The sequence below is a fragment of the Sorangium sp. So ce1153 genome, assembly GCF_051521595.1.
Lineage (GTDB): Bacteria > Myxococcota_A > Polyangia > Polyangiales > Polyangiaceae > Sorangium.
The window spans coordinates 3,918,856-3,942,743 of record NZ_CP150361.1 but is presented as its reverse complement, the minus strand read 5'-3'; the positions used below and the strand labels follow the sequence as shown (position 1 = coordinate 3,942,743).

Genomic DNA, 23,888 nt, shown 5'->3' with positions numbered 1-23,888 from the left:
TGTTCTCCCCGCTCCAATAGAGGGGCTCCTTGAGCGCGCACGTCTCCTGACGGACGGGAGGCCACGGACCGACCTCAGCTCGTTACCCCGCTGTTACCCCGACGGGTGGGTTCTCGTGTCCCCTTGCGTCGCGTCCCGTCCGATGTCGGCGCCCCCTCCCTTGTCGCAGAGCGTGCGGAATGACCGTGCTTTCTGTTGATTTTCGATGGGTTGGGAGAGGGCACTGAGGGCAGGGGAGCCGCCTGTTCCTAAACCGTTGGTCGGGATTTCGGCGAGGTCCTCCGCTGCCTTCTCCGGACGTGGCGGATCACCCAGACGACGATCTTCTTCGCCTCCTTCGGTGTTAGTAGCCACCCCGATCCGCAGATTTCTGCTCCTCACCTCGTGACGCCTGGGGGCGAGCGCGGGCGGCCGGGAAGTTCGTCAGCGCGAGGCGCGGCGGTAGAGATCGCGCCCGAGCGGCGCGCCGGAAAAGAAGAAGGCCCTGGGTAGCGACCAGGGCCTTCCGGGGATCGGCGACAGACCGATGTTCGGCCTGTCTCGCACGACCCAGGCAGCGAGGGCAACTTCCCGGCGCGCTGGTCCGGGGACTCGTGCAAGACAGCTTCCGGCTCGCGCGCTGCGGGCTCTGCGCCGCGATCTTCTTTGTCTGCGGCCGGTGTGATCGAGGGCAGCTCTACTGCGGCAGCGCCTGCCGCGACGCGGCTCGCCACCGGGCGCAACGCGCGGCTCGGCTGCGGCACCAGCGCTCCCACGAGGGGCGCCTCGATCACCGTGATCGCCAGCGGGCCTACCGCGCCCGACAGGGCCGGCGCGTGATGGATAGGGGTTCCGACAACTTGCCCGCATCCGCCAGCGTGTGCCCGCGGACCGGCGCGCCGACGTCGAAGGACGACGTGGCCGCCGCCGGCCCGCAGGAGTCGATGGATGGACGAGCTCGTGATGACGATCTCCGCGACGCCGCAGGAGACGCGGGTGCTGCTGACGCAGGGGCCCGACGAGGTGATGAAGGCCCGGCTGCGATCGGTGGCCACGCCGGCGCATCGGTTTGCCGGGCCAATGCTGTGCGAGTCGATGGCGCTCTGGCACGACCAGAGGGTCCGTGCTGTCGTTTCTGCGGAGTCCGAGGACATCTTGTTCGCGCTGGGGTTGTGCGACGGCCTCGGCGTCGCGCGCGCGACGCTGCACTACGTCGTCGAGCCTCTCTTCATGGACGCCCCGCCCCGCCGCGGGCAACGCCTGCCGGGACTCGGTAATTTCCGTGGCGAGCATCGCCTTCGCAGGAGCCTCGGTCGATGACGATCGACGAGGCCAAGGAGGCGGAGATCCGCCGCCTGCACTTCGCCGAGCACTGGAAGATCGGCACCATCGCGACGCAGCTCGGCCTGCACCACGACGCGGTCGAGCGCGTGCTCGGCCTGGGTAAGGGGGCGCGCTCGCGGCCCGTCGTTCGCGGCGCGGAGGCCGCGGTGAGCGAGGCGCCTTTGCCGCTGCGCGGCTACGAGGCCTTCGTCATCGAGACGCTGACACAGTATCCTCGGCTCCGCGCCACGCGCCTGTACGACATGCTGGTGGAGCGCGGCTACGAGGGCAGTGTGCGCACGGTGCGACGGCATGTCCGGCTCGTGCGCCCGGCGCCGAAGAGCGAGGTGTTCCTCCGCGTCGAGCCGCTCATCGCCGAGCAGGCCCAGGTCGACTGGGCCTACGTCGGCAAGCTGCGCGTCGCGGGCGGCATGCGCCAGCTCTGGGCCTTCGTCATGGTTCTGTCGTACTCGCGCGCGATCTGGGGCGAGCTCGTGCTCGACCTGTCCGCGAGCTCGCTCCGCCGCTCGCTTGTACGCGCGTGCTGCTACTTTGGCGGCGCGACGAGACAATGGCTCTTCGACAACCCCAAGACCGTTGTCCTCGAGCGGCACGGCGACGCCGTGCGCTTCCACCCGGACCTGCTCGCGCTCGCCGGTCAGCTCCGCGTCGCGCCGCGGCTCTGCGCCGTGCGCAAACCGCAGCAAAAGGGCAAGGTCGAGCGAGCGATTCGCTTCCTGCGCGACCGCTTCTTCGCCGCGCGTACGATTCGTGATCTCGACCGTGGCAACGCCGAGCTGCTCGTCTTCCTCGACGAGATCGCCAACGTGCGTCCGCACCCGCGATGGCCTGAGCGGCGCGTCGACCAGGTGCTCGCGGAGGAGAGGACGCGGCTGCTCGCGCTGCCCGATCCGCTGCCCGAGACGGACCTCGTCGAGCCCGTGCCCGTCGACAAGACCGCCTTCGTGCACTTCGACGGAAACCGCTATTCGGCCCCGTCGATCCACCACGGCAAGACGCTGATGCTCATCGCCAATGACACCACCGTGCGGCTCTCGGACGGCGGCACGGAGGTCGCGCGGCACGTGCGCTGCTGGGGACGACACCAGAGCATCGAGGCGCCCGAGCACCGTGCCGAGCTGCTGGACCACAAGCGCGCCGCCCGCGAGGCCAAGGGGCGGGATCGGCTCGGCGCCGCGATCCCCGGCTTCGAGATCCTGCAAGAGCGCTGGGTGGAGGCCGGTCGCAACGTCGGCTTCATGACCGCCAAGGCCCTGCGCCTTCTCGACCTGTACGGCGTCGAGATCCTCGGCGCTGCGGCGCGCGAGGCCATCGCCCGCGGCACGCACGATCCCGGTGCCCTCGCCGTGCTCTGCGAGGAGCGCCGCCGCGCCGCCGACGGCCCTGTCCCCATCGACATCGCCCTCGGAGCCCACGTCCCCGATCGCGACGTGATCCCCCACGACCTGGAGTCCTACGATGCCCAACGATGACGTCGCTGAGCTGGTGCGCTCCCTCGGCGTACGCGTGTCGCGCGAGGCGCTGCTCGCGCTGATCGCGCATGCCACCACGGCGCGCCTGTCGCCGGTGCAGACGTTCGAGGAGCTCGCCGCCATCGCCCACCGCGAGCGCGCCGAGCGCAATCTCGCCGCGCGCGCCAAGGCAGCGACCATCGGCACCTTCAAGCCCCTCGATCGCTTCGACTGGAACCACCCGCGCACGATCCAGCGTGAGCTCGTCGAGGAGCTCATGACCCTCGACTTCGTCGCCAAGGGGCACAACGTCCTGCTCCGGGGTCCGAGCGGCGTTGGCAAGACGATGCTCGCCCAGAACCTCGGCATGCTCGCGCTCCAGCGCGGCTACACCGTCCGCTTCACGACGCTGTCGGCCGCCCTCGCGGATCTGCTCAAGCAGGAGTCGCTGCCGGCCCTTGAGCGACGGCTGCGGAAATACACGGCCCCGTCGCTGCTCATTCTGGACGAGATCGGCTATCTGCCGTGCAGCCGTCAGTCCGCCGATCTGCTCTACAACATCATCAGCCGCAGGCACGAGAGCCGATCGCTCGTGCTGACGACGAATCTGCCGTTCAAGCAGTGGAGCACGGTCTTTCCGGGCGCAGCGTGCGTCTCGGCGCTGATCGACCGCTTCGTCCAGCACTGCCACATCCTCGACATCGACGCCGACTCGTGGCGGCAGAAGGAGTCGCTGGCCATGAGCGAGGCGCGACCCAAGCCGAGACCGGAAACCGCCGAGCCGTCTGCGCCGGCGGCCGCGAAGAAGCGCTGACCCGGCCGACGCCAGGTCAGATTCCCGCGGCGCCCGGGGTCAGGTTTCCGCGGGCGCCGCGGTCATTTTTCTGCGGACGCGAGGGTCACGTTTCCGCGAATCTCCGTGGTTAGATTCCTGCGGATCTCCGAGACCATCTACACCTTCGGCGTGAAGCCCCACTTTGCGCGGGGCCCCTCGGAGAGCTTCCGACCAGCAGGGAGCTCGCTTCCGAGGCGCCTGCGGATCGTCTGCATGGAGCACGCGGCCCGGCGCGCCAGTTCTTCGAGACCGACGAGAACTGGCTTCGGGCCGCCATGGTGCCCGAGCCAAGGAACATCGCCCGCTTCCTCTCCGCGCTCGGCGAACCGACCGACGTACCAGCACGCTCTCCCAACCGAGGGCCGCCGTACTGGAAGAGCACCGTTGTGCGCCGCAAGGCGCCCGGGGACGCCGCATAGCGTCTCGCGACGCGCCTCCCGGGCCAGACCAACGCCCGGACGGACACGTGTGCCCACGGCACGCCGATGCGCCCCGTAGCGCGCTCGGCGCCGCCCGGACCACGCTCTTTCGGCCCAGGACCGAGCCATCACGACGCTCGCGGCCCCACCCTTTCGGTTTACTGCGCTACACTTCTTCGCGCTGCGATCCTGGTCCTGCCCCGCTTCCGTAGACACCCCCGGAGGCACCAGGAGGCAGGGATGGGACGGAGAAAGAGGAGGGCGTTCACGCCCGAGTTCAAGGCGGAGGCGGTACGGCTGGCGAAGGCGGGCGACCGCAGCATCGGCCGGGTGGCGAAGGACCTCGACCTGACCGAGACGGCGCTGCGCGACTGGATCAAGCACGCGGACGCCGACGCGGGTCACGGACCGCCGGGGGCGCTGACGACGCCGGAGCGTGAGGAACTGCAGCGGCTGCGCCGCGACGTGAAGCGGCTGGAGATGGAGCGCGAGATCCTAAAAAAAGCGGCGGCCTTCTTCGCGAAGGAAAACGAGTGAGGTTCGAGTTCATCGACGCGGAGAAGGCGCACTATCCGGTGCTGGTGCTCTGCGCGGTGCTGCAGGTCTCGCGCAGCGGCTACTACGCGTGGGCCAAGCGCTCGGAGTCCGCACGAGCCAAGGCAGACGCACAGCTCAGCGCCCAGATCCAGGTCGCGCACCGCAAGAGCCGTGGCAGATACGGCAGCCCGCGCATCCACGCAGAACTGCGTGCTCGCGGCATACGTGTCGGCAGGAAGCGGGTTGCACGGCTGATGCGCGCGGAGCGGCTCGCGGCGCGCAGGAAGCGTCGCTTCCGTCGCACCACCGACTCGCGGCACAAGGGCCCGATCGCCCCGAATGTGATCGAGCGGCAGTTCGACGCTCAAGCGCCCAACCAAGTCTGGGTTACGGACGTGACGTACATCCCCACCGGCGAGGGCTGGCTGTACCTGGCCGTGATCCTGGACCTGTTCTCGCGATGCGTGGTCGGCTGGGCCGCGAGCGCGATCAACGATCGCGCGCTGGCGCTCGGCGCGCTGGCGCTCGCCTTGGCCGCGCGCCGACCCGCGCCGGGGCTGGTGCACCACTCGGACCGCGGTAGCCCCTACGCCAGCGACGACTACCGCATGATGCTCGGAGCGCATGGGCTCATCCCGAGCATGAGCCGCGCCGGCGACTGCTACGACAACGCGGTGGCCGAGAGCTTCTTCGCGACACTGAAGGCGGAGTTGGTTGAGTACGAACGCTACCCGACGCGAGCGGCCGCCATCGCGTCGATCGGCGACTACATCGAGAATTTCTACAACCTGAAACGACGACATTCACGGCTCGCCTACATGAGCCCGATCGAGTTCGAATTGAGGACCTACGTGACCGCGCTCGCGGCATAGTGGGACTGTCCGCGCAAGCGGGGGAGGACCATCCGGCTTCTTTTACCTACGCGCCCCCTTCGTGACCGCCGCTTCGAAGAACTGGGCCGAAGGAAGTCCCGTCACCGTAACGGACGCCACGCTCCCGACGGCCCTCGAAGCCATGAGCGTGACGACGTTCGTGAGTCAGTGAAGCCTAGCCAGATCGGCCCCGTCGCTCAGGGGACATTCATCAGGGCGTTCTGCTCTGCTTGCACGCGGCCATCGGTGCAGAACTTGCAGTTGTCGCCGTAGAAGAAGTTCCTGTTCGCTGTGTCATCCATCAGATGAACGCGGAACCAGGCCGCGGCCGACGACAGGGACACGCCATTTGCGCCCTGATAGACCCAGCTACCGTGATCCGCGTTGAGCTCGTTGAGGAAAAACGCGGGCTGATCGGTGACCGTCTTGAAGACATCGTGGACCCCGCTGCATTTCACCGTGGAGTCTTTCCCCCCGCAGAAGAACAACATGGGGGTGTGCACTCCCTCGAGGGCCCTGGTGCCGCAAATCGTGCCGAGGGCCGAGAAACGGGGATCGGAGGCCGTCATGCAAGTCGACATGCCCCCATAGGAATGGCCAAGCTGGCCGATCTTCGTGGTGTCGAGGGCGTGATAGTACGGGCTGCTCGCATCCTCGGCTTGTTCCAAGATCCAATCGAGGCCCGCGGTCGTGGGAAGAGGATCGCCTTCGGCGGTCGCGGTGCTGAGAGAAGCCACCACGACGAAACCGTGGGACGCGAGATGGTTGACGATCGGTCCGTATTGTCCGCACCACTGATTGCTGCCGGCGTTGACGACGCATTTCGGCGGTCTCTGCTCCGGATTGTCCCGGTAGCCATTGGCCCAGATCAGGATCGGATGGCAGTGGCCGCTGGTTGCGATATCGCTCGGGCGGTACACGTTGAAGCGCTGTTGCTCGTCCCCATAGATCGGATCGGGAACGACGCCGGCGAGGGGGCCGACGTTCTTGTCTGCGGTGACCGAGAAGGGGCCCGTCTTGGTAGGATCGGCCGTGGGGAACGGGTCGCCGACGCAGCCACTGACCGAGCCGCCGCTACCGGTCGTGCCGCCGCTTCCGGCATTTCCTTGGCCGCCGCCGCCCGAAGCCGCGCCACCCGTGGCCCCACTCGAGCCGCCAGCCCCACCACTGGATGCGCCGCTACCGGTCGTGCCGCCGCTTTCGGCCGTTCCCCCAGAGCCCGTCGTACCACCGGAGGCCGGGCCCCCGCTGCCCGTCCCACCGCTGTCCGTGCCAACCGCGCCCCCGCTCGCGGCAGCGTCCCCATTCGATCCGTTACCACACGCCGCGGTGGAAACGCACACGCCCAAAGTCAGTAGCCAACGCCTCATGGTGACTCCGTCCTCGCCCAGCCGCTCAGCGTCGTCAAGCGCTTTGGCGGATAGGACAAGCAAACGCGTTCCGCAAAGTCAAGATTCTCGGAGCCGTTCCTGGCTCGTGCAGTCCGACTGTACGAGCTTATCGACAGAACGGGCCTTATGCGATCAGACATGCCTTCCACTCGTGAAACGCCTGCGATTACCGCGACGTCGCACCAAGCGGAAGGCATCCTACCGTATAGCTGTACACTACTGGCACCAAGCGGAAGGCATCCTACCGTATAGCTGTACACTACTGAGCTCGTCCAAACGGCCGCCGTCGCGGTTCGCGGCGCGTCGTGATGGCCGGCGCACGCACCTCAGGGCAGACCTCCCCCCCGGCCACGTCGTCGAGCAGCGTCCCTCCCCTTTCAGTTTCGTCACGCGGGGTCCGCCGGGTACCGGGCGAGGTGGAGCGGTCGCTAGAAAGCTTAGCTATTCCGATGGCTTCCGGCGGTTTCACCGCCGAGGGCGGCTCCGACGTGGCCCAACGGGGCGCCCTCCGCCGCCGCGTCGCCCGCGGTAAAGGGCTCGCAGCATCACCGGTACCACCGTACGGCCACGCTGCACGCGCTGGTTGACATGAAACACCTTCCGCCATCCGCTCCCCTCCTGGAAAAGTGACGCTGTATCGACAACTTCTATGCGATCCGGCCCTTCTGGAGAAACAGCGACATCGACACCGTGAAGGGCACGTCGATCCAGGGGACAGCGCACTTCGACGCGGGGGCCTCGGTTCCCCCGCTCACGGCTCCGGATGTAGCCTGTCCCCCCAGAGCGCCGGGCTTCCGTGCCCAGTCGCTCCTTTGCAGCCCCACGAGGGGTTCGGCTTCACCATTCTGACGGCGGGCTCGCTGGCACCTTGAGCCGCGCCGTCGCGCTCGGGTTGGCGCGTTGGCGCGATCGGACTGGTGGTGACGGCTCGACCTCGGTAGGTTCTTCGCGATGAACGGTGACGTCGTCCGCCTCTCGTCAGCGGTGCGCGCTCGGCTCGCGCGCCTCGGTGCGAACGTGCCCCATGCGACCGCCGCCGCGCGGGCGCCGTCCAGCGGCGAGCTGAGCACCGCGCAGTTCTTCACCTTCTGGGAAGCGCTCGGCGCGTCGTCGCCGCACGACGTCGGGCTTCGTCTGGCGACGGAGACGCAGGTGCACGAGTACGACATCTCGTCGCTCGCGGCGCTGCACTCTCCCGACCTCGGCACCGCCTTGACCAAGCTCGCCCGCTACAAGCGGCTTTGCGGGCCGAAGGACATGGCCATCGACACGACGGAGAAAGAGGTGGCGATCCACACGACCTACCTGCACGCGCCAGGCCCCGTGCCCCCGCGTCTGGTCGACGCATCGCTCGCCTCGCTCCTCGTGCTCTTGCAGCGAGGCAGCGGGCTCGCGCTCGCGCCGAAGCGCGTCGAGCTCTCTCGCGCGCGCAGCGACGAGCCGATGCTGCTGCGTTTCTTCGGCTGTCCGCTGCGGTTCCGCGCGAAGCGCGACGCACTCGTCCTCGAGGAGCGCCTCCTGACGACGCCGTTCATCACGCACAACGCCGACCTGTTGCAGGTGCTCGTCCCCAGCCTCGACCAGAAGCTCGCGCCTCTGGAGCATGGTTCGTTCGTCGAGCAGGTCCGCGCGGTGGTCGCTCGCCGCATGGCGGGCGAGCGGCCGAGCATCGCGAAGGTGGCGCGCGAGCTGTCGCTCAGCACGCGCACGTTACAGCGGCGCCTGGGCGAGCTGGGGGTCAGCTATCAGCGCGTGCTCGACGAGGTCCGGCACCACGCCGCGCTGCGCCTCCTGCGCACCGACGACGTCGACGTCAACGAGATCGCCTTCCTGCTCGGCTTCGACGAGGTCAACTCCTTCACGCGGGCGTTCCGAGCCTGGGAGGGGACGACCCCGAACCGCTGGCGCGATTCGATTCATTTGTGGCGCGATCGGATTTGATCGCTGGCGCCTCGCGCACGATGTTTCGTGCATGACGGAGAACAACTCGCAAGTATGGTTCATCACCGGAAGCTCGCGGGGGCTCGGCCGCGCCATCGCCCTCGCGGTGCTCGCCGCTGGGCACCGCGTCGTCGCCTCGGCGCGCAAGCCCGCCGATCTCGATGACCTCGTGAGACAGCACGGCGACCGCGTGAAGGCAGTGGCGCTCGACGTCACGCAGCCCGAGCAGGCCGTGAGCGCGGTCAAGGAAGCGGTCGACGCCTTCGGTCGCATCGACGTGCTCGTCAACAATGCGGGCTACGCGAACGTCGACTCGGCTGAAGATATCCCGCTCGACGATTTCCGCGCGCAGATCGACACCAATTTCTACGGCGTCGTACACGTCACGCGCGCGGTGCTGCCCGTGATGCGCGAGCAGCGCAGCGGGCGTATCCTGCAGATCAGCTCCATCGGCGGACGGCGTGGCGGCACGCCGGGTCTGAGCGCGTACCAGGCGGCGAAGTTCGCCGTCGCGGGCTTCAGCGAGGTCGTCCTCAACGAGGTCGCGCCGCTCGGCATCCAGGTCACCATCGTCGAGCCGGGCGGCTTTGGCACCGACTGGGCTGGCAGCTCGATGACGATCTACCCGTCGCAGCTCGACTACGAAGCCACCGTGGGCGCGACCAACAAGCGGCTCCGGGGCAACCCCGGCGCGGCGCGCGGCGTGCCCGAGAAGGCCGCGAAGGCGCTGCTCGAGCTTGCGTCGATGGACAGGCAGCCGCGGCGCCTGCTGCTGGGGAGCGACGCGTACGTGCTCGCCAAGCTGACGCTGCGAGAGCTCGGTGCCAGCGATGATGCCCACCGGGCCCTCAGCGCGAGCACCGACGCCGACGGCATACCCGACTTCGCCGACACCGACGTGGGGCGAGCGATGCTGAACCTGCACCACAACTGACGAGAGCGCAAAGCGAGGACACCATGGAACTTCATCTGAGAGACAAGCGCGCCCTCGTCACCGGATCGAGCTCGGGCATCGGCGCGGAGACGGCGCGGCTCATGGCGCGCGAGGGCGTCGAGGTCGTCGTGCACGGCCGCAACGCCGAGCGCGCCCAGGCCGTCGCGAACGAGATCACCACGGCGGGAGGACGCGCGGCCGTCGCGATCGGTGACCTGTCGACCGTCGATGGTCTGAGCAGCGTCATCGACGCCGCCGAGCGCGCCTTTCGCGGCATCGACATCCTGGTCAACAACGCGGGTGGCGCGACGAACGTGGCCCACGCGTCGTGGTTCGACGCGCCGCTCGAGGAGTGGCTCGACGAGTACAAGAGCAACACGATGCCTGCCGTGCGGCTCGTGCAGGCGTTCGTGCCGGGAATGCGGGAGCGTCGGTGGGGCCGCGTCATCCAGATCTCGTCGCGCAACGCGATCTCACCGCACGCGCAGTTCGGTGCCTACGGCGCGTCGAAGGCGGCGCTCAACAACTTCACGCTGAGTTTGTCGAAGGCCCTGGCCGGGACCGGCGTGACGTCGAACGGCATCATGCCCGGGCTCATCTACACGCCCAGCCTCGACGGGTGGTTCCGCGAGGTCGCCGCCAAGCAAGGCGTGACCGATCCCGCCGAAGGACGCGCGTGGGTGTTGAAGAACGCGGTTCATCAGACGGTGGATCGCCTCGGCATGCCGGCCGACATCGCTGCAGCGGTGTGCTTCCTCGCGAGTCCGCTGACGGACTTCATGACGGGCACGACCTTTCGCATCGATGGAGGGGCCACGCCCACGTTGTGACGACGAGGAGGGCGGCGCACGGGCAACGCGGGGTCGCCCGCCCGCTCGATCGGGACACAGAAGGCACTGAGACGATGTGAGTCTGCCCGACGCCAGCGTTCAGCCGCGGCCCCACGAGGCGGGGACGTCGGCCGCGACGCTTCTGTCAGGGGTCATTGGTTGTCGTATGGATGAGGAAGATCCTGGACCCACCAGGTCGGATGCTGAGGGTAACCGGGCGGTGAGTCCTCCCACTCCTCCTGACGCCCGTAAGGCAAGAGGTCTCGCATGCTGTTGGCGAAGACCAGCCGGTCCACCCCACGTTGCGTGGTGGCATAGGTGCGGTAAACGCCGTCGGCGTTACGGAGGAACACGCTCAGCAGAAAGCTGCCGCCTGCCCCACAGTCAGCGGAGAAGGTCGTGCCTCGCGACGATGCGAACGGAATGTGCATCCACCGCTGATGCTCCCACGCTCTCTGCATCTGCTCCAGCGGCATGTCCGATACGGTCGCCCAGCTCGCGCCGGCTTGCGCGAGCCGCGCGAGGCCGCTGGCCGGGATGCCGTCGGTGAACCACGTGCAACCCGGGCAAATGTGCTTCGGCCCCGCGTCCATGAACTGGTACAGGAGCAACTGGCTATTCTCACCGAACAAGTCGAGCAACGAGACCGTTCCGCGTGGAGTTGCGAACGCATAGTCGGATCGAAACCTCACCATCGGCAAACGGCGACGCTGCGCTGCCACTGCGTCCTGGGCACGGGTGGCCGCCTTCTCGGCGGCGAGGAGCTCCGCGCGGGCACGAGCCCACTCCTCGGGATCGACGACATCGGGCTCTTTGCCCGTCGGAGTCGGCTGCTTCATGGTTCTTCCTCCATCAACGAGATTGCGCGACGACGCCTGACCGTCCGTCGATCGGTCAGCCGAAGCCGCCGGACGAGGTCTATCTGACTCGCCGCCTCCTGTGATGTCGCACACGAAAAGTTTCATGGATCGGCTCTGCGCCGCAAGGCCCGAATGCTGTCCAGCGCCATAGGGTAAATCCGTCCAGCTCCGGCGGCAGTCGCCGCCTTCCCGGGGGTCGGCGGCGCCTGGAGGGGCGCGGCGGACGCACAGCCGGAGGTGTCGCGCCGCGTCTTGTCTGGGTGACACGGCGCGGCTGCCTCATCGGGAGTTTGCCGGACGCCGGTCATGCTGGGTCAGCAGCGCGGCCGGTGACTGCTTGTCGGCACGCAGCCACTGCGCCCGGGCGATCTCAGCAGAGCCTGCGGGCGCTGGCGAGCGGCGAGGCCCGGAGGAGGGTCTGGCGCTCGAGCACTTCAGCGCGGCCGGCGCTTCGACCGACCGAGCAGCAATCCCAGCGCCGCGAGGAGGAGCCCCGCCTGGGCGCCCGAGCCTCTCGCGTCGTCGCCCAGCGCGCAACTGCACCCGGAGTCCGTGCTTTCTCCTCCCGTCGAGCCGTCAGCTCCCGAGCTGGCCTCCTCCCCGTTCGCCCCCCCGGCCCCGGTGCCCATCGCGCCGCCGCTGCCCACGCTGCCGCCAGCGCCACCTTCCACCACCCCGCCCGCACCTCCGGTTCCGGTTCCCGCCGCGCCTCCCGCACCGCCGGCTCCGACCGCGGCGGCCGCGCCGCCCGCACCCCCGGTTCCGGCCGCGCCCCCCGCACCCCCCGTGTCACCACCGGGCACAGCGCCGGGACAAGCTGCCGTCTCGGGATCCTGCCCACCGACCCTGTCGAGGCCGAAATAGGCCGCGACGGCGCGTCCGTCGAACGGCACAGAGTGCCCGACGCCGTCCATCGAGAAGGCCTCGTAGACGGTGTAGCCGCAAGCGCTGTTCCAGAACTGGCGCGTGGTTCCCCGCTGTGGCGTGTCGGTCCCGTCCGGGGTCTCGTTCAAGCCCAGGAGGTTCGTCCACTCCTTGACGTCTTCAGCCATGTTCTTGTAGCTGAGGATCGTGTCGGCGGTGCCATGCCAGTGCTGCAGGCGCGGTCGATGGCCGGTGTAACCGGGATAGTACGAACGAACGAGGTCTCCCCACTGCTGCGCGGTCTTCGTGACGTTGCCGCCCCCGCAGGGCCCGCTCCACTGGGCAGAGTTCCCCGTCCCGGTGATGTCGTTGTAGCCCTCGGCCCAGCAGCCACACGGGACGCCCATCAGCGACACGCCGGCCATGAACACGTCGGGGTACACACCCAGGAGCGCCTCGGTCATGATGCCGCCCGACGACCCGCCGACCGAGTACACGCGGCCCGCGTCGCCGTCGTACTTCGCGAGCGTGTATTTTACCATCTGGACGATGGCTCCCGTGTCGCCACCGCCGTCGTGCTTGAGCGATCTCGTCGATCCCGCGTCCCAGCAGTTCTGCCCGGTGGCCTCCGGGAAGATCATGATGAAGCCACTGGTGTTCGCGATCGAGACCAGGCTCGACATCTCGCCGAACGTCCCCGGGCCAGTTCCCTGGCAATGATGGGGAGCCACGACGATGGGAGGCTTGGTCGCCAGCTCGTCAGGCACGTAGATGTGCATGTTGACGTAGCTGGGAAGGCCGTCCACCCCCCATTCGCTCTGGTTGACCTTCTGCAGCGATGCCCCGCGCGCAGGCAGCGCCGCGAGCAGCGCGAACGAGAGCGACGCGAACCCGAGCAGGTGACTTCGGAACTGGTTCATAAGACAGGGATCCTTTGATGACGCCAGCCTGGTACGCAAGCCAGCGCCGCTTTGCCGCGCGGCTAGAACTGGGTCAGAAAGGTCCAGACTTCCTGGGGCATCCACGACGTGTCCTGCCCGGCGTCGTTCGGCGACGGAGTATGACCGCCGTCGTAATCACACCAGCGGGTGGGATGCCCCGCGGAGCAGTTCTTGTAGTCCGAGCAGGCGTGGCCGCCCCTGGGCGCCTTGGCCAGCGGCTCCACCGTACATCCGTTCTGCATGGCGAAGAAATCGCTGTTGGAGGTCTGTCCTGCTCCGCCGCTCTCCTGCTGACCGAGCGAGGACATGAAGGCCACCGGCTGACAGCTCGCGGGCCGGGCGACACCGCCGCCGGAGTGGACCACCGCGGCGCGGTAGACTTCCGGGCGCGCGCAGGCCAGCGTCCACACCATGGCGCCGCCCTGGCTGAAGCCCTCGAGCTCGATGCGCGAGGTATCGATGCAAAGATCGGCTGTGACCTGCTCGAGGATGTCGTCGACGAAGGTCACATCCTCGCCGGCTGACCAGAACCCGCCGACAGCGTCGGGCGCGATGAAGATGGTGCTCCCTTCGGAGAGCGACCAGAGCCCGAAGTACGAAGGCGCAACCTGGCCGCTGTTACCCGTGGCCCCGTGGAAGGAGAGGATGAGCCGGTACGGGTGGCTGTTATCGTAATCGTCGGGGACGCGCAGGGTGTACTTGCGGCTCTTCCCGCCGCTCATCACGGCGCCAGCGCCGTTCTGGAGCGTGCGCATCTTGCCGCAGCCGGCGGACTTCATCGCGTCGCCGCCGTCTCCGCCGCCGCCGCCGCCGGCCCCGGCCGTGGCGGCGCCGCCCGCGCCGCCCGCTCCACCCGAGCCCGCGGTCGCTCCGCCGCTGCCGGCTGCACCGCCGCTGCCGGCGGCGCCGCCGCTGCCGGCTGCATCGCCGCTGCTCGTGCCGCCGGAGGCGGCGCCGCCGCCAGAGCCGCTCGCGGAGGTCTCACCGGCGGCCGATCCGCCGGCGTCCCCGTCGTCGCTACAGCCGAGGCTGAGCGCGGCGCAGAGGCCCAAGCCGCCCCAGAGCGGCCGCAGCCAGCGCGAGCGACGGTGAATGCAATCGGAGCTCATCAAGCCAACACCAGACGACATGGTTGCTCTCCTCGACTGACGTCCACCCCACGGGGTCACGAAAGAGGCGCGGTCCCGGGCGCTCTGGCGCCCTCGACGCGACGTCATTCCCAGTTCTTGCGCTGTGGATTCACCCAGGGCGAGGTGCACATCACGCAATCATCGCCGTAGAAATAGTGCTTCCCGCCGGCGTCGTTGTAGATCCAGTAACGGAGCCAGGCCACGATCGCCGGCCGCTGGACGCCCCCCACGTCGCGCGTGATGTATCCATGATCCGCGCCCATCACCGTCGCCAGGAACGTCTGGGTCTGGGACATGTCGTAGGTCTTTTGCTGCATGGGCAGCCCGACCGTGTCCTGCGTTCCGCTGGTCTGCAGCATGGGCCCGTGCAGGGCCGCTGTCGCGACGTGGCCGTGGATCGAGACCACCGTGGCCACGGCCTCATGACCGCCGAGCTCCACGGCGGCGGTGCCGCCGACCGAGTAGCCCATGGAAACGGCGTGAGCCACGTCGATCTTGCCCTGGTAGACGCTGCCCGCCTTGCTGTTTTGCTCGATGATCCAGTCGAGCCCCTCCAGCATGGCCGCGCGGTTGTTGGGGGCATTGGGACCGCCCGTGAGGAGATTGGCGCCAACCACCACGAAGCCGTGAGAAGCGAAGTTCTTCAGGAGATCCGTGTAGCTGGTCACCTGCGTGTTGATCCCGGGCCCGAAGATGATCGGCGCGTGCAAGAAGCCGCCCTCACCCAGGCGTTCAGGCCTGAAGATCGTGTGGTTTCCGCTGGGCCCCGAGCCCCGCTCCACCGTCGTCGCGAACGGCCCCTCGGCCGCGTAATCCGTGATCGGCGGGAGCGGCGAGCCACCGGCCCCGCCCGCTGCATCGCCGCCGTCACCTGCTCCGCCGGCGCCCGCGCCCGCGCCCGCGCCCGTGCCCGCGCCCGCCCCGCCCATTCCACCGTCGCTGGTGTCGGCGCCGCCACTGCCGCTGACGGCGCCACCTGACCCAGCGGTCGCGCTGGTCGACGCCCCGCTGGTGGCTGACACGCCCGAGCCGCCCGCACCGGCAGCCTGCGCCGCTTCACCGCCACCTTCGCTGCACGAAAGCAGCGCGACGCTCGTGAGCAAGCAGAGGACACTGAAGCGCCTGACGGCTTTCTTTTCGTTGTACACGAGGCCTCCCTGGTTGCGTCGCGTCAGCGCGAAACGCTTGCTTCAGGCCGACGATGCCGAAATTGGCAGACAGGTGGTTGCCAGACGTTCCGCACTCGGAGTGCGCCTTGATGTCAATCCAGGCCGAGCCCGACTGCTGCTCCTCTACCCCTGCGTGCGCCTCGTCTGGAGCCATGGCGCGACCGTCAAGGCGAAGCGCATGAGGACGCAGGTCCCGGTGCGCATGACGGCCTGATCCAGGGCAATGCAGAATATCCGGAGCGCCGAATGTGAACGCTCACATTGCCGGAGTCAATCAAAAACTGGCGCGCGGCGATCGCCGGCGAGCGCGAGGTGCGCGTCTGGCGGGGAGCGGAGCTGACGGCGCGGCATGGCCGCCTTCGCGCCTCAGGCTCGCGCCGCCGACCCCGGCCACACCGACGCATTGCGGCGCAGGCCTGCCGCGCCGACGCCGCCGGAGGGCGCGCAGCGTCGCTCCGGCAGCGAGTCGGCACGAGCGGCGGGCTCGGCGTTCGGTCCAGGCGCGCTCACCCTCTGGCGCCGCCGGCAGCGTCGAGCCCAGGCCTCCTGATGTCGAGGAGCACGAGCGGCTCCCGGTGGGCTTACCGCCGCGCCCGCGCAGCGCGGCGGCCGTGTCGTGGGGCGATCGAGGGGTGAACGGGCTACTTCTTCATCTCGGCGAGGGTGGCCTTGAACTGCGCGACGTTGTCCTTGTTGATCACCTCGACGCCGGTGTCGATTGTCTTGCTCGGGGGGATGGCGGCGATGGCCGCGTCGCCCTTCGTCGCGAGCTCGTGGAGCCACTTGCTCCCCAGGTAACCGAACTGGAACGGCTTCTGCACGACGGTGCAGGCGACGGTGCCGTTCTCGATGCCGGCGAGCGTCGCGTCCTCCTCATCGAACACGGCCGGGATGACCTTGCCCTTCTTCCCGAGCGCCTCGACGGCGGCGACGATGGCAGGCCCGTTGTACGACCAGAGGCCGGTCGCGACATTGAGGTCCGGGTGGGCGTTGATGATGTCCTCCACGTTCGAGCGCGCCTTGGCGAGATCGGTGTTGTCCTCGCGCTTGTCGGCGAGCTGGATGTTGTGGGGAGTGACCGCGTCCTGGATGCCCTTGAAGCGCTGGGCCGCGTTGTCGACCGCGAACATGCCGACGAAGACGGCCATCTTCCCGCCTTTCGGCAGGAGCTTCACGATCTCGTTGCCGAGCACCTTGCCAGCCTCGTAGTTGTTCGTGCCGATGTAGAGCAGCCGGTTCGACTTCGGGGCGTCGGAGTCGAACGTGATCAGCTTGACCTTCTCCGCGACCTTGTTGAGCACGGTCACCTGATCGTCCGGCGCCAGGACGCTCACGCCGACGGCGTCGTAGCCCTGGCTGGCGAGGCTCTCGAGGATCTGGTTCTGCTCCGCGGGCGTGCTGTTCTGCGGCACCTTGATGTCGACCTGGATCTTGGCCTCTTGCTCGTACTTGTGGACGCCGGCGAACGCGATCTTCCAGAAGTCGCTGGATCCGTTCGTCACGAACGCGAGCTTGACGACCTTGGCCGTGGCTTCTTTGCCGCTGCCCTTGCCGTCGCCTTTGGCGCTGACCTCGCCCCCACCTCCCTGATCGCAGCCTGCGATCAACGCCATCGACAGCATGGCGAACGCTGCACACGTGAGCTTCCTGAAACCCGTCTGAGTTTTCACGGCAGTTCTCCTCGGTTCATCCCGCCAAGCGCGCGTTGAGACGACGTCGCTGTCCGCGACATCGGTGATCCCCTGGATCGATGCTAGCGACTCACCTCGACGATGTCGCGCCTCGCGTGAACGACCCAGGCCGATTGTCGAGGCGACACGCCGGGCACCTGTTCCGGCATGGCGCGGGGGTGTGCGAGCCCACCAGATCCAGAAAACAAGCGACGCCGGGCACATCGAATGTGCGGTGCAAATCACCTGATTATGGGGTTGATGCTGAGGAGGTGTCCGCAGGGCGGCGTCGTGGTGCGCGCGAGGCGCACCGGGGGCCATGTCGGGAGCGCGCGGACGTCGCTCTCGTCAAGGCCCTCTCCTGCGGCCCGACCGAGCGCCACCAGCGCGCCGGGACCGGCGTCCTCCGCGCGCGCGCCAACACGCGGCGCGCAGGCATCTCCTCCGAGGCAGGGTACCCACACGAGCGCTCTGCCTCGCGGTCCGGAGGGGTCCGAACCCCCCTTGTGGCACAACGAGGAGGGCGGTTGTGGGGTGGATGGCACAGAAATTCGTCTAGAACTACGGACTCTGGCACAATTTTGGCCTGAAACTCGCTCCGCCGGGCGTCCTCGAGGGATCCGGACCCCGGTGTGTCGCAATGCACTGCGCTTGAGCCAGTGCCGGCCCCCCTCCCCTGGCACAGAACCGCGCGGTCCTGGCACAGAAGCAGGGCCTGCTCCTCTCCGGAGCCCCCTGGGGTGTCGCCCGGCCACGGTCGAGGGAGCCGTCCCGTCCTTCGTCCGTCCCTGGTTCGCCCGCCCGCCCGTCCACAAGCCACCCCTCCGGTCCTCGCGCCGGGGCGGCGATCCCGGCCATGGCGCGGATGCGCTGGCCACCCTCCGGCGGTTCGTCCTAGGGTGTGAACCTCATGATGGCGGAAAAGACCGGTGGCCCCGGACGGGACGTGCTCACCCAGAAGGAGGCCGAGGAGCGCGCCGCGCGCATCGGCAGCGCGCGCTACGAGCTCTCGCTCGACCTCTCGCGCGGCGGCAGCGGCTACCGCGGCGAGGCGATCGCCTACTTCGACGTCCGCGGCCGCGGCGACACCTTCATCGACTTCCGCGGCCGGCACATCGAGCGGCTCGAGATCAACGGCGTCGAGGTCGAGCCCGAGTGGTCCGACTGCCGCCTCCGGCTGCCCGGGAAGCTGCTCGACCCGGAGACGCGCGTGCGCGTCGTCTACGAGAACGACTACGACCACACGGGCGACGGCTTCCACCACTTCCGCGACCCGGAGGACGGCGAGGACTACCTTTACACTGACCTCGAGCCGTTCAGCGCGCACCGCCTCTTCCCCTGCTTCGACCAGCCGGACATCAAGGCGAGCTACCGCCTGTCCGTGACCGCGCCCGAGGACTGGGAGGTCATCGGCAACGCCCGCGTCACCCGCACGATCGCCGCGGGCCCGGGGCGCTCGACGCGCGTGTTCGAGGAGACCACCCGGTTCAGCACCTACATCTTCGCGCTCATCGCCGGGCCCTACAGCGGCGTCCGCGACGAGCACCGCGGCATCCCGCTCGGGCTCTACTGTCGCAGGTCGCTCGCGCGGCACCTCGACCCCGAGGAGCTCTTCACCGTCACGAAGCAGGGCTTCGACTTCTACCCCGACTTCTTCGACTACCCCTATCCGTTCACCAAGTACGATCAGATCTTCGTCCCGGAGTTCAACGCCGGCGCCATGGAGAACGTCGGCGCCGTGACCCACAGCGAGCGGATGATCTTCCGGGACCCGCCGACGGACCACCAGCGCCTCACGCGCGCCGAGGTGCTCCTCCACGAGATGGCCCACATGTGGTTCGGCAACCTCGTGACCATGCGGTGGTGGAACGATCTCTGGCTGAACGAGAGCTTCGCCACGTACATGGCCTTCCTCGCCATGGAGCAGGCGACCCGGTTCCAGCCGGCCGTGTGGAAGGCGTTCAACGTCATGAAGAGCTGGGCCTACCGGCAGGACCAGCTCGTGACGACGCACCCCATCGCCGGGGAGCTCGCGGACACGGAGCACACGTTCCTGAACTTCGACGGCATCACGTACGGCAAGGGCGCGGCCGCGATGAAGCAGCTGGTCGCGGCGATCGGCCTCCCGGCCTTCCGCGACGGGATGCGCCGGTACTTCAAGCGCTACCAGTACGGCAACGCGACGCTGCGCGAGTTCCTCTCCGCGCTGGAGGAGGGCTCCGGCCGCGACCTCGGCGCCTGGTCGCGCGTGTGGCTGGAGCAGGCGTCGCTCAACACGCTGACGGCCGAGTGGGAGCCCGACGGCGACCGCATCGGCCGGCTCCGCGTGGTGCAGACCGCCCCCGCGGACTACCCGACCCTCAGGCCGCACCGCATCGACGTGGCGCTCGCGCGCGAGGAGGCCGGCGCGCTCGTCGTCGACTCGGTGCCCGCCGAGATCGACGGCGCGACGACCGACGTCGCGGCGGCGCGGGGGCAGCGGGCGCCGCTCTTCGTGTTCCCGAACCACAACGACCTCACGTTCGCGAAGATCGCGCTCGACCCGGGCTCGCTCGAGTTCGTGCGCGAGCACATGGGCCGCGTCGAGGATCCGCTGCTGCGCCAGCTGCTCTGGTCGTCGCTCTGGAGCATGGTGCGCGACCAGAAGCTCGCCTCCCCCGCGTACCTCGCGCTCGTGCGCGACAAGCTGCCCGCCGAGCCGGACCTCTCGCTGCTCGAGCCGGTGCTCACGAACGCGGTGACGGCGCTCGCGCGCTACGTGCCGGACTCGCTGCGCGACGCCGAGGCGAGCGCGTTCACGGGCCTCGCCCTCTCGGCCCTCCGGGCGGCGCCGCGCGGCGACGCGCAGATCATCTGGGCGCGGGCGCTCCTCAACGCCGCCTACTCGGCGCCGGATCTCGCCCTCGCCGCCCGCCTCGTGGACGGCGAGCTCGAGGTGGATGGGCTCGAGATCGACCAGGAGATGCGCTGGACGGTCGCCGTCAAGTGGGTCGCGCGCGGCATGGCGGGCGCGGCCGAGCGGCTCGACGCCGAGCGCGGGCGCGACCCTTCCGACCGCGGCCAGCGCGCCGCGCTGCGCGCCGAGACCGCGCGGCCGGACGCCGCGGCGAAGGCGGCGGCGTGGGAGCGCTTCCACGAGGACGGCTACGGGTCGCTGCACCTCACGAGCGCGGCGATGTCGGGCTTCAACTGGTCGTTCCAGCGCGCGCTGCTCGAGCCCTACGTGGAGGCGTTCTTCGAGCGGGCGCAGCAGGTCTTCGAGACGCGGACGCACGAGCTCGCGTCCGCGTATTTCACCCACCTGTTCCCCTCGTACCGCGTCGACAGGGACATCCTCGGCCGCGCCGAGGCGCGGCTCGCGGCGCTCCTCCAGCAGACCCCGGGCGGCGCGCCGCGGCTGCCCATGCTGGTGCGGATGCTCCGCGAGGCGAGCGACGACCTCGCGCGGGCGATCGCCTGCCGGGAGCTCGCGGCGGCGAGCGGCCAGGTCGCCGCGGCGTCCCCGCCCGGGGCGCCGGGGGCGCGCTGACCCGCGCGGGGCGGCGCGGGATGGCGGACAAGCGGCGGTCGAGGCGGCGATGATCGTGCAGCTCGGCAAGGCGTCTGTCGCGTGGACGCGCGCGGACCTCGAGGCGAAGATCGAGGGCCACGCGCGCGTCCTCATCGACGTCGGCACCGGCGACGGCCGCTTCGTGTACCGCTCGGCCGGCGCGCACCCGGACACCTACTGCATCGGCGTCGACCCCGCGGGCGAGCGGATGCGCGAGGTGTCGTGGCGCGCCGGCCGCAAGGTAGCCCGGGGCGGCCGGCCGAACGCGCTCTTCGTCGTCGCGTCGGTGCAGGCGCTGCCCGAGGAGCTCACCGGGCTCGCGCACACCCTCACGTTGAACTTCCCCTGGGCCTCGCTGCTCTCGGCGCTCGTGCTGCCGGAGGCGCCGGTGATCGAGGCGCTGCGCCGGCTCGTCCGGCCGGGCGGCGAGCTCATCGCCCTGCTGAACCAGAGCGTCTTCGACGATCGGGCGTACGCGGCGCGGCTAGGGCTCCCGGAGCTCTCGGACGCGCGGGTGGAAGACGCGCTGCGCCCCGCCTACCGCGCCGCGGGGTTCGAGATCCGGGGGAGCGAGATCGTGGAAGGGGACATGCCCCACCAGACGAGCTGGGGACAGCACCTCACGCTCGCGTCGGGCCGGAGGACTCGCCTGCTCACGGCCGAGGCGATCGGCTGATCTCGGCCCGGCGCACCTCGCTCCATCACGCCGCTGCTCCAGCTAGCTAGCGCCAAGCGCTCCCAGACGATCTTTCTCCATCAGAACACTCTTCCGGCTGTGCCCCTTCGCACGACGATACCGTTCAGCGTGCGGGCCAAGTCTTCGAAGAGAAAATTTGAACCACAGAGGCACAGAGGGCACAGAGGAGAGAGAGAGAGAGAAAAAGATCTTTCTCCTCTTCTTCTCTGTGCCTCTGTGCCTCTGTGCCTCTGTGGTTTATCTTCTTTTATTCTCGGGCTTCCAGGTTGACGATGAAAGCCCCTGGTGAATGCAAGAGGCACCGCGGGTGCGTTTGGCGCTAGCCGCTGCCCCGCTGCTCCGCGACTCCATCGCTCCGCGACTCGACAGCTCCGTTGCTCGGCCCCGACCCTGTGGGCTGCCTCCGCTCGGTCACCCGGCGCACGGTCTGCGCCGTGTTCCTGTCGTCCTCGCGCCGCGCGATGTCGGACAGGCTGATGACGCCGACCAGCTGGCCGTCCGCCTCGGTGCACAGGACGCGCGACTTGTGGTGCTGCCCCATCAGCTGCTCCGCGCGCAGCACGTCGTCGTCGGGCCGGCACGCGATCACCTCGCGGCTCATCACGTCGGCCGCCTTCGTGCTCAGCGGGCGGTTGTCGGCCAGCACCCGGATGGCGAGGTCGCGATCCGTCAGCGTCCCGAGCACCCTCCACGCCTCGTCGCAGACAGGGAGGAACCCGACGTTGGCGTCGCGCATCTTGCGCGCGGCCGTCTGGATCGTGTCCTCGGCCATGATGCACTGGACCTCTGTCTTCATGATCTCCCGGCACAGCATGCTTGCCTCCTCCGGATTCGGTCGCGGCGTGCGGTGACATCGCCGCGCACACGTGGACCTTAGGGGGCCGGCGCCGGAAGAGGATGGAGCAGCAGGATGAATGAGGCGTCGGGCCCCGCTGGACGTCGATGACGCTGGCGGCGCCGGTCTCATCGGCTCCGGCCGGGCGAGCGCGCCGGACAGCACAACGGCAGCGCGTCGCGCCTCGGCGCCATGCATACTGGGGCGCGAGGCACCATGTCGGAGCGGATCACAAGGGCGGTCATCCGCCAGGCCCAGCCCGGGGACGCGGCCGCCATCGCGCGCGTCGAGGTCGACTCGTGGCGGGCGGCCTACCTCGGCCTCGTGCCGGCCGCGGATCTCAACACCCTCTCCACGCAGGCGCGCGAGGCGAGCTGGCGGCGCATCCTGAGCCACGGCGCCGCGACCGGCACGCGGGCATGGACGCTCTCTGCCGAGGGCGCCGTGCTCGGCTTCGCGAGCGCCGGGCCGACGCGCGACGAGGACGACGACCCGTGCAACGTCGGCGAGCTCTACACCATCTACCTCCTGCCCGCCGCCTGGGGCCGCGGGCTCGGCGCCGCGCTCCTCGACACCGCCCAGGCCGACGTCGCCCGGCGCCGCCACCGGACCATGACGATCTGGGTCCTCGAAGGGAACACGCGGGCGCGCCGCTTCTACGAGCTCTCCGGCTTCACCGCCGACGGCGCGCGGCGGCGCGCGCGTGTGGGCGCGGGCAGCCTCCCCGAGGTCCGCTACCGCCGCGCGCTGTAGCGCCCAGGACGCCCTCCGGCGGCGGCCTCGGGGCCATCGAGGCCAGGGGAGCCGTCAGCGGGTGGCGTGAGCCTCGGCGCCCGGGCCGAAGCGCACAACGATGCTGCTGTAGCCGCCCCGCGGATCGTGCTCGGAGGTGATCTTCCCCCAGGGATACACGTACGGCGGCGGGCCGAGGATCGATTCGAGCCAGGCGTCATGGCTCGCCTTGCGCTCCGCCTCCTCCCTCTCGGACCAGTCGTTCCAGAACGCCTTCGACTCCGCGCCCACCTCGAAGAGCTCGACCGACGAGAGCTTCCCGCTACAGAAGTGGAGCGTCATCCGGAAGGTCCGGAAGCCGATGCGCTGGCGCGACGTCCGGTATCCGCTCCACGGCTGCGCCTGGCTCAGGGCGTTGGCCGTCCGCGCCAGGGGCGAGGACAGGAACTGCGCTTCCGAATACGAGGGGCCGATGCGAACCCCGGATGAGAGCTCGATGTCGCCCGTCTGTCGATGGATCATCCAATCCTCCGGCCGCTCGGCGCAGCATACACCACAGCTCCCGGCCCCGTGTGGCCCAGCGGCGCCCGCCGACGGCCGGACGCGGCTGTAGCATGAGGGCGGACTCCGCCTCTCCCGGGTGGGTGATCCACGGATACCCGGCCCGCCGGCGGCGCCGATCCAGGCCGCCGGCGAGCAAGCCCTGCCGCAGCGCGCGACACGACAGCGCCGCCGCTGTCCTCCTGTGTCGACGCAACACCCACGTGCCGTACGCGGCCCCGCGCTGCGCTTTCGACATGGGCATAAGTCGACGCGGAACGACGGGAACGGTGATGGCTTTTCCCATTCATGAAGACCGGATACCCGGTAATATCGGCCACCTCTCGCACCTGGTCCATCCGAGGTC

Annotated in this window: 18 protein-coding genes; 10 read left to right on the top strand and 8 right to left on the bottom strand. The window is 69.2% G+C overall.

Going from position 1 to position 23,888, the window contains the following annotated elements; genetic code table 11:
* Positions 1–927 precede the first annotated feature (927 nt).
* The 4 genes from WME85_RS13905 (at position 928) to WME85_RS13890 (ending at position 5,437) form a co-directional block, all read left to right on the top strand.
* Entirely contained in the window at positions 928–1,299 is a 372-nt protein-coding gene (locus WME85_RS13905; protein WP_437307435.1) for a hypothetical protein, read from the top strand.
* Positions 1,296–2,795, top strand: a complete 1,500-nt coding sequence (istA, locus tag WME85_RS13900; RefSeq protein ID WP_437838496.1) for an IS21 family transposase — start codon at positions 1,296–1,298, stop codon at positions 2,793–2,795. Before WME85_RS13905 ends, istA begins: the two co-directional genes overlap by 4 nt.
* Positions 2,782–3,588: an IS21-like element helper ATPase IstB gene (gene istB, locus WME85_RS13895; protein ID WP_437838494.1), complete on the top strand. Its 807-nt coding sequence runs from the start codon at positions 2,782–2,784 to the stop codon at positions 3,586–3,588. Before istA ends, istB begins: the two co-directional genes overlap by 14 nt.
* A 680-nt stretch (positions 3,589–4,268) precedes the next feature.
* A protein-coding gene (locus WME85_RS13890) for an IS3 family transposase (protein WP_437838492.1) occupies positions 4,269–5,437 on the top strand; the annotation gives its coding sequence in 2 pieces (ribosomal slippage) (positions 4,269–4,524 and positions 4,524–5,437; 1,170 coding nt in all).
* A gap of 197 nt (positions 5,438–5,634) precedes the next feature.
* Here the strand turns inward: WME85_RS13890 and WME85_RS13885 are convergent.
* The gene (locus WME85_RS13885) at positions 5,635–6,807 is read right to left on the bottom strand and encodes a poly(ethylene terephthalate) hydrolase family protein (RefSeq protein WP_437838490.1); all 1,173 of its coding nucleotides are present in this window, start codon (positions 6,805–6,807) and stop codon (positions 5,635–5,637) included.
* Positions 6,808–7,779: 972 nt separating this feature from the next.
* Here WME85_RS13885 and WME85_RS13880 point away from each other — a divergent pair.
* From WME85_RS13880 to WME85_RS13870, 3 genes are read left to right on the top strand one after another with little or no spacing between them, the layout of a single operon-like run.
* Positions 7,780–8,769 carry an AraC family transcriptional regulator ligand-binding domain-containing protein gene (locus WME85_RS13880; RefSeq protein ID WP_437838488.1) on the top strand — a complete coding sequence of 330 codons (990 nt, stop codon included), beginning with the start codon at positions 7,780–7,782 and terminating at the stop codon, positions 8,767–8,769.
* A gap of 31 nt (positions 8,770–8,800) precedes the next feature.
* Positions 8,801–9,703 (top strand): SDR family NAD(P)-dependent oxidoreductase, encoded by a 903-nt coding sequence (locus tag WME85_RS13875; protein ID WP_437838486.1) that lies wholly within the window; start codon positions 8,801–8,803, stop codon positions 9,701–9,703.
* Positions 9,704–9,726: 23 nt separating this feature from the next.
* On the top strand, positions 9,727–10,533 hold the full coding sequence (locus WME85_RS13870; RefSeq protein ID WP_437838484.1) for an SDR family NAD(P)-dependent oxidoreductase: 807 nt from the start codon (positions 9,727–9,729) through the stop codon (positions 10,531–10,533).
* 152 nt (positions 10,534–10,685) lie between these two features.
* Here WME85_RS13870 and WME85_RS13865 read toward each other — a convergent pair whose 3' ends face one another.
* From WME85_RS13865 to WME85_RS13845, 5 genes are all read right to left on the bottom strand, one after another.
* A complete protein-coding gene (locus tag WME85_RS13865; protein WP_437838482.1) occupies positions 10,686–11,372 on the bottom strand; it encodes a DUF899 family protein in 687 nt (228 codons plus the stop codon).
* Between the two features lie 455 nt (positions 11,373–11,827).
* Complete coding sequence (locus WME85_RS13860; protein WP_437838480.1) at positions 11,828–13,177, bottom strand: extracellular catalytic domain type 1 short-chain-length polyhydroxyalkanoate depolymerase; 1,350 nt, start codon at positions 13,175–13,177, stop codon at positions 11,828–11,830.
* A gap of 62 nt (positions 13,178–13,239) precedes the next feature.
* Complete coding sequence (locus WME85_RS13855) at positions 13,240–14,328, bottom strand: alpha/beta hydrolase family esterase (protein WP_437838478.1); 1,089 nt, start codon at positions 14,326–14,328, stop codon at positions 13,240–13,242.
* A gap of 83 nt (positions 14,329–14,411) precedes the next feature.
* A complete protein-coding gene (locus WME85_RS13850; RefSeq protein WP_437838475.1) occupies positions 14,412–15,350 on the bottom strand; it encodes a poly(ethylene terephthalate) hydrolase family protein in 939 nt (312 codons plus the stop codon).
* A gap of 788 nt (positions 15,351–16,138) precedes the next feature.
* Positions 16,139–17,167 carry a sugar-binding protein gene (locus WME85_RS13845; protein WP_437838473.1) on the bottom strand — a complete coding sequence of 343 codons (1,029 nt, stop codon included), beginning with the start codon at positions 17,165–17,167 and terminating at the stop codon, positions 16,139–16,141.
* Between the two features lie 910 nt (positions 17,168–18,077).
* Here WME85_RS13845 and pepN point away from each other — a divergent pair.
* Together pepN and WME85_RS13835 are read left to right on the top strand one after the other, a co-directional pair.
* Positions 18,078–20,696: an aminopeptidase N gene (gene pepN, locus WME85_RS13840; protein WP_437838472.1), complete on the top strand. Its 2,619-nt coding sequence runs from the start codon at positions 18,078–18,080 to the stop codon at positions 20,694–20,696.
* A 49-nt stretch (positions 20,697–20,745) separates the two neighbouring features.
* On the top strand, positions 20,746–21,393 hold the full coding sequence (locus tag WME85_RS13835; protein WP_437838470.1) for a class I SAM-dependent methyltransferase: 648 nt from the start codon (positions 20,746–20,748) through the stop codon (positions 21,391–21,393).
* Positions 21,394–21,733: 340 nt separating this feature from the next.
* On the opposite strand, the gene WME85_RS13830 is transcribed toward WME85_RS13835, so the two are convergent.
* Positions 21,734–22,228: a CBS domain-containing protein gene (locus tag WME85_RS13830; RefSeq protein ID WP_437838468.1), complete on the bottom strand. Its 495-nt coding sequence runs from the start codon at positions 22,226–22,228 to the stop codon at positions 21,734–21,736.
* Positions 22,229–22,465: 237 nt separating this feature from the next.
* On the opposite strand from WME85_RS13830, the gene WME85_RS13825 reads away from it, so the two are divergent.
* The gene (locus WME85_RS13825; RefSeq protein ID WP_437838466.1) at positions 22,466–23,002 is read left to right on the top strand and encodes an N-acetyltransferase family protein; all 537 of its coding nucleotides are present in this window, start codon (positions 22,466–22,468) and stop codon (positions 23,000–23,002) included.
* A gap of 54 nt (positions 23,003–23,056) precedes the next feature.
* On the opposite strand, the gene WME85_RS13820 is transcribed toward WME85_RS13825, so the two are convergent.
* Complete coding sequence (locus WME85_RS13820; RefSeq protein WP_437838464.1) at positions 23,057–23,503, bottom strand: hypothetical protein; 447 nt, start codon at positions 23,501–23,503, stop codon at positions 23,057–23,059.
* Positions 23,504–23,888: the final 385 nt, after the last annotated feature.

What these genes read in the sequence shown, in the direction of transcription:
- pepN (WP_437838472.1), top strand. Translation starts at nt 18,078, where the DNA reads ATGATGGCGGAAAAGACCGGTGGCCCCGGACGGGACGTGCTCACCCAG.
- WME85_RS13820 (WP_437838464.1), bottom strand. Translation starts at nt 23,503, where the DNA reads ATGATCCATCGACAGACGGGCGACATCGAGCTCTCATCCGGGGTTCGC.
- istB (WP_437838494.1), top strand. Translation starts at nt 2,782, where the DNA reads ATGCCCAACGATGACGTCGCTGAGCTGGTGCGCTCCCTCGGCGTACGC.
- WME85_RS13830 (WP_437838468.1), bottom strand. Translation starts at nt 22,228, where the DNA reads ATGCTGTGCCGGGAGATCATGAAGACAGAGGTCCAGTGCATCATGGCC.
- WME85_RS13835 (WP_437838470.1), top strand. Translation starts at nt 20,746, where the DNA reads ATGATCGTGCAGCTCGGCAAGGCGTCTGTCGCGTGGACGCGCGCGGAC.
- WME85_RS13860 (WP_437838480.1), bottom strand. Translation starts at nt 13,177, where the DNA reads ATGAACCAGTTCCGAAGTCACCTGCTCGGGTTCGCGTCGCTCTCGTTC.
- WME85_RS13880 (WP_437838488.1), top strand. Translation starts at nt 7,780, where the DNA reads ATGAACGGTGACGTCGTCCGCCTCTCGTCAGCGGTGCGCGCTCGGCTC.
- WME85_RS13870 (WP_437838484.1), top strand. Translation starts at nt 9,727, where the DNA reads ATGGAACTTCATCTGAGAGACAAGCGCGCCCTCGTCACCGGATCGAGC.
- WME85_RS13855 (WP_437838478.1), bottom strand. Translation starts at nt 14,328, where the DNA reads ATGTCGTCTGGTGTTGGCTTGATGAGCTCCGATTGCATTCACCGTCGC.
- WME85_RS13865 (WP_437838482.1), bottom strand. Translation starts at nt 11,372, where the DNA reads ATGAAGCAGCCGACTCCGACGGGCAAAGAGCCCGATGTCGTCGATCCC.
- WME85_RS13875 (WP_437838486.1), top strand. Translation starts at nt 8,801, where the DNA reads ATGACGGAGAACAACTCGCAAGTATGGTTCATCACCGGAAGCTCGCGG.
- WME85_RS13905 (WP_437307435.1), top strand. Translation starts at nt 928, where the DNA reads ATGGACGAGCTCGTGATGACGATCTCCGCGACGCCGCAGGAGACGCGG.
- WME85_RS13825 (WP_437838466.1), top strand. Translation starts at nt 22,466, where the DNA reads ATGTCGGAGCGGATCACAAGGGCGGTCATCCGCCAGGCCCAGCCCGGG.
- istA (WP_437838496.1), top strand. Translation starts at nt 1,296, where the DNA reads ATGACGATCGACGAGGCCAAGGAGGCGGAGATCCGCCGCCTGCACTTC.
- WME85_RS13885 (WP_437838490.1), bottom strand. Translation starts at nt 6,807, where the DNA reads ATGAGGCGTTGGCTACTGACTTTGGGCGTGTGCGTTTCCACCGCGGCG.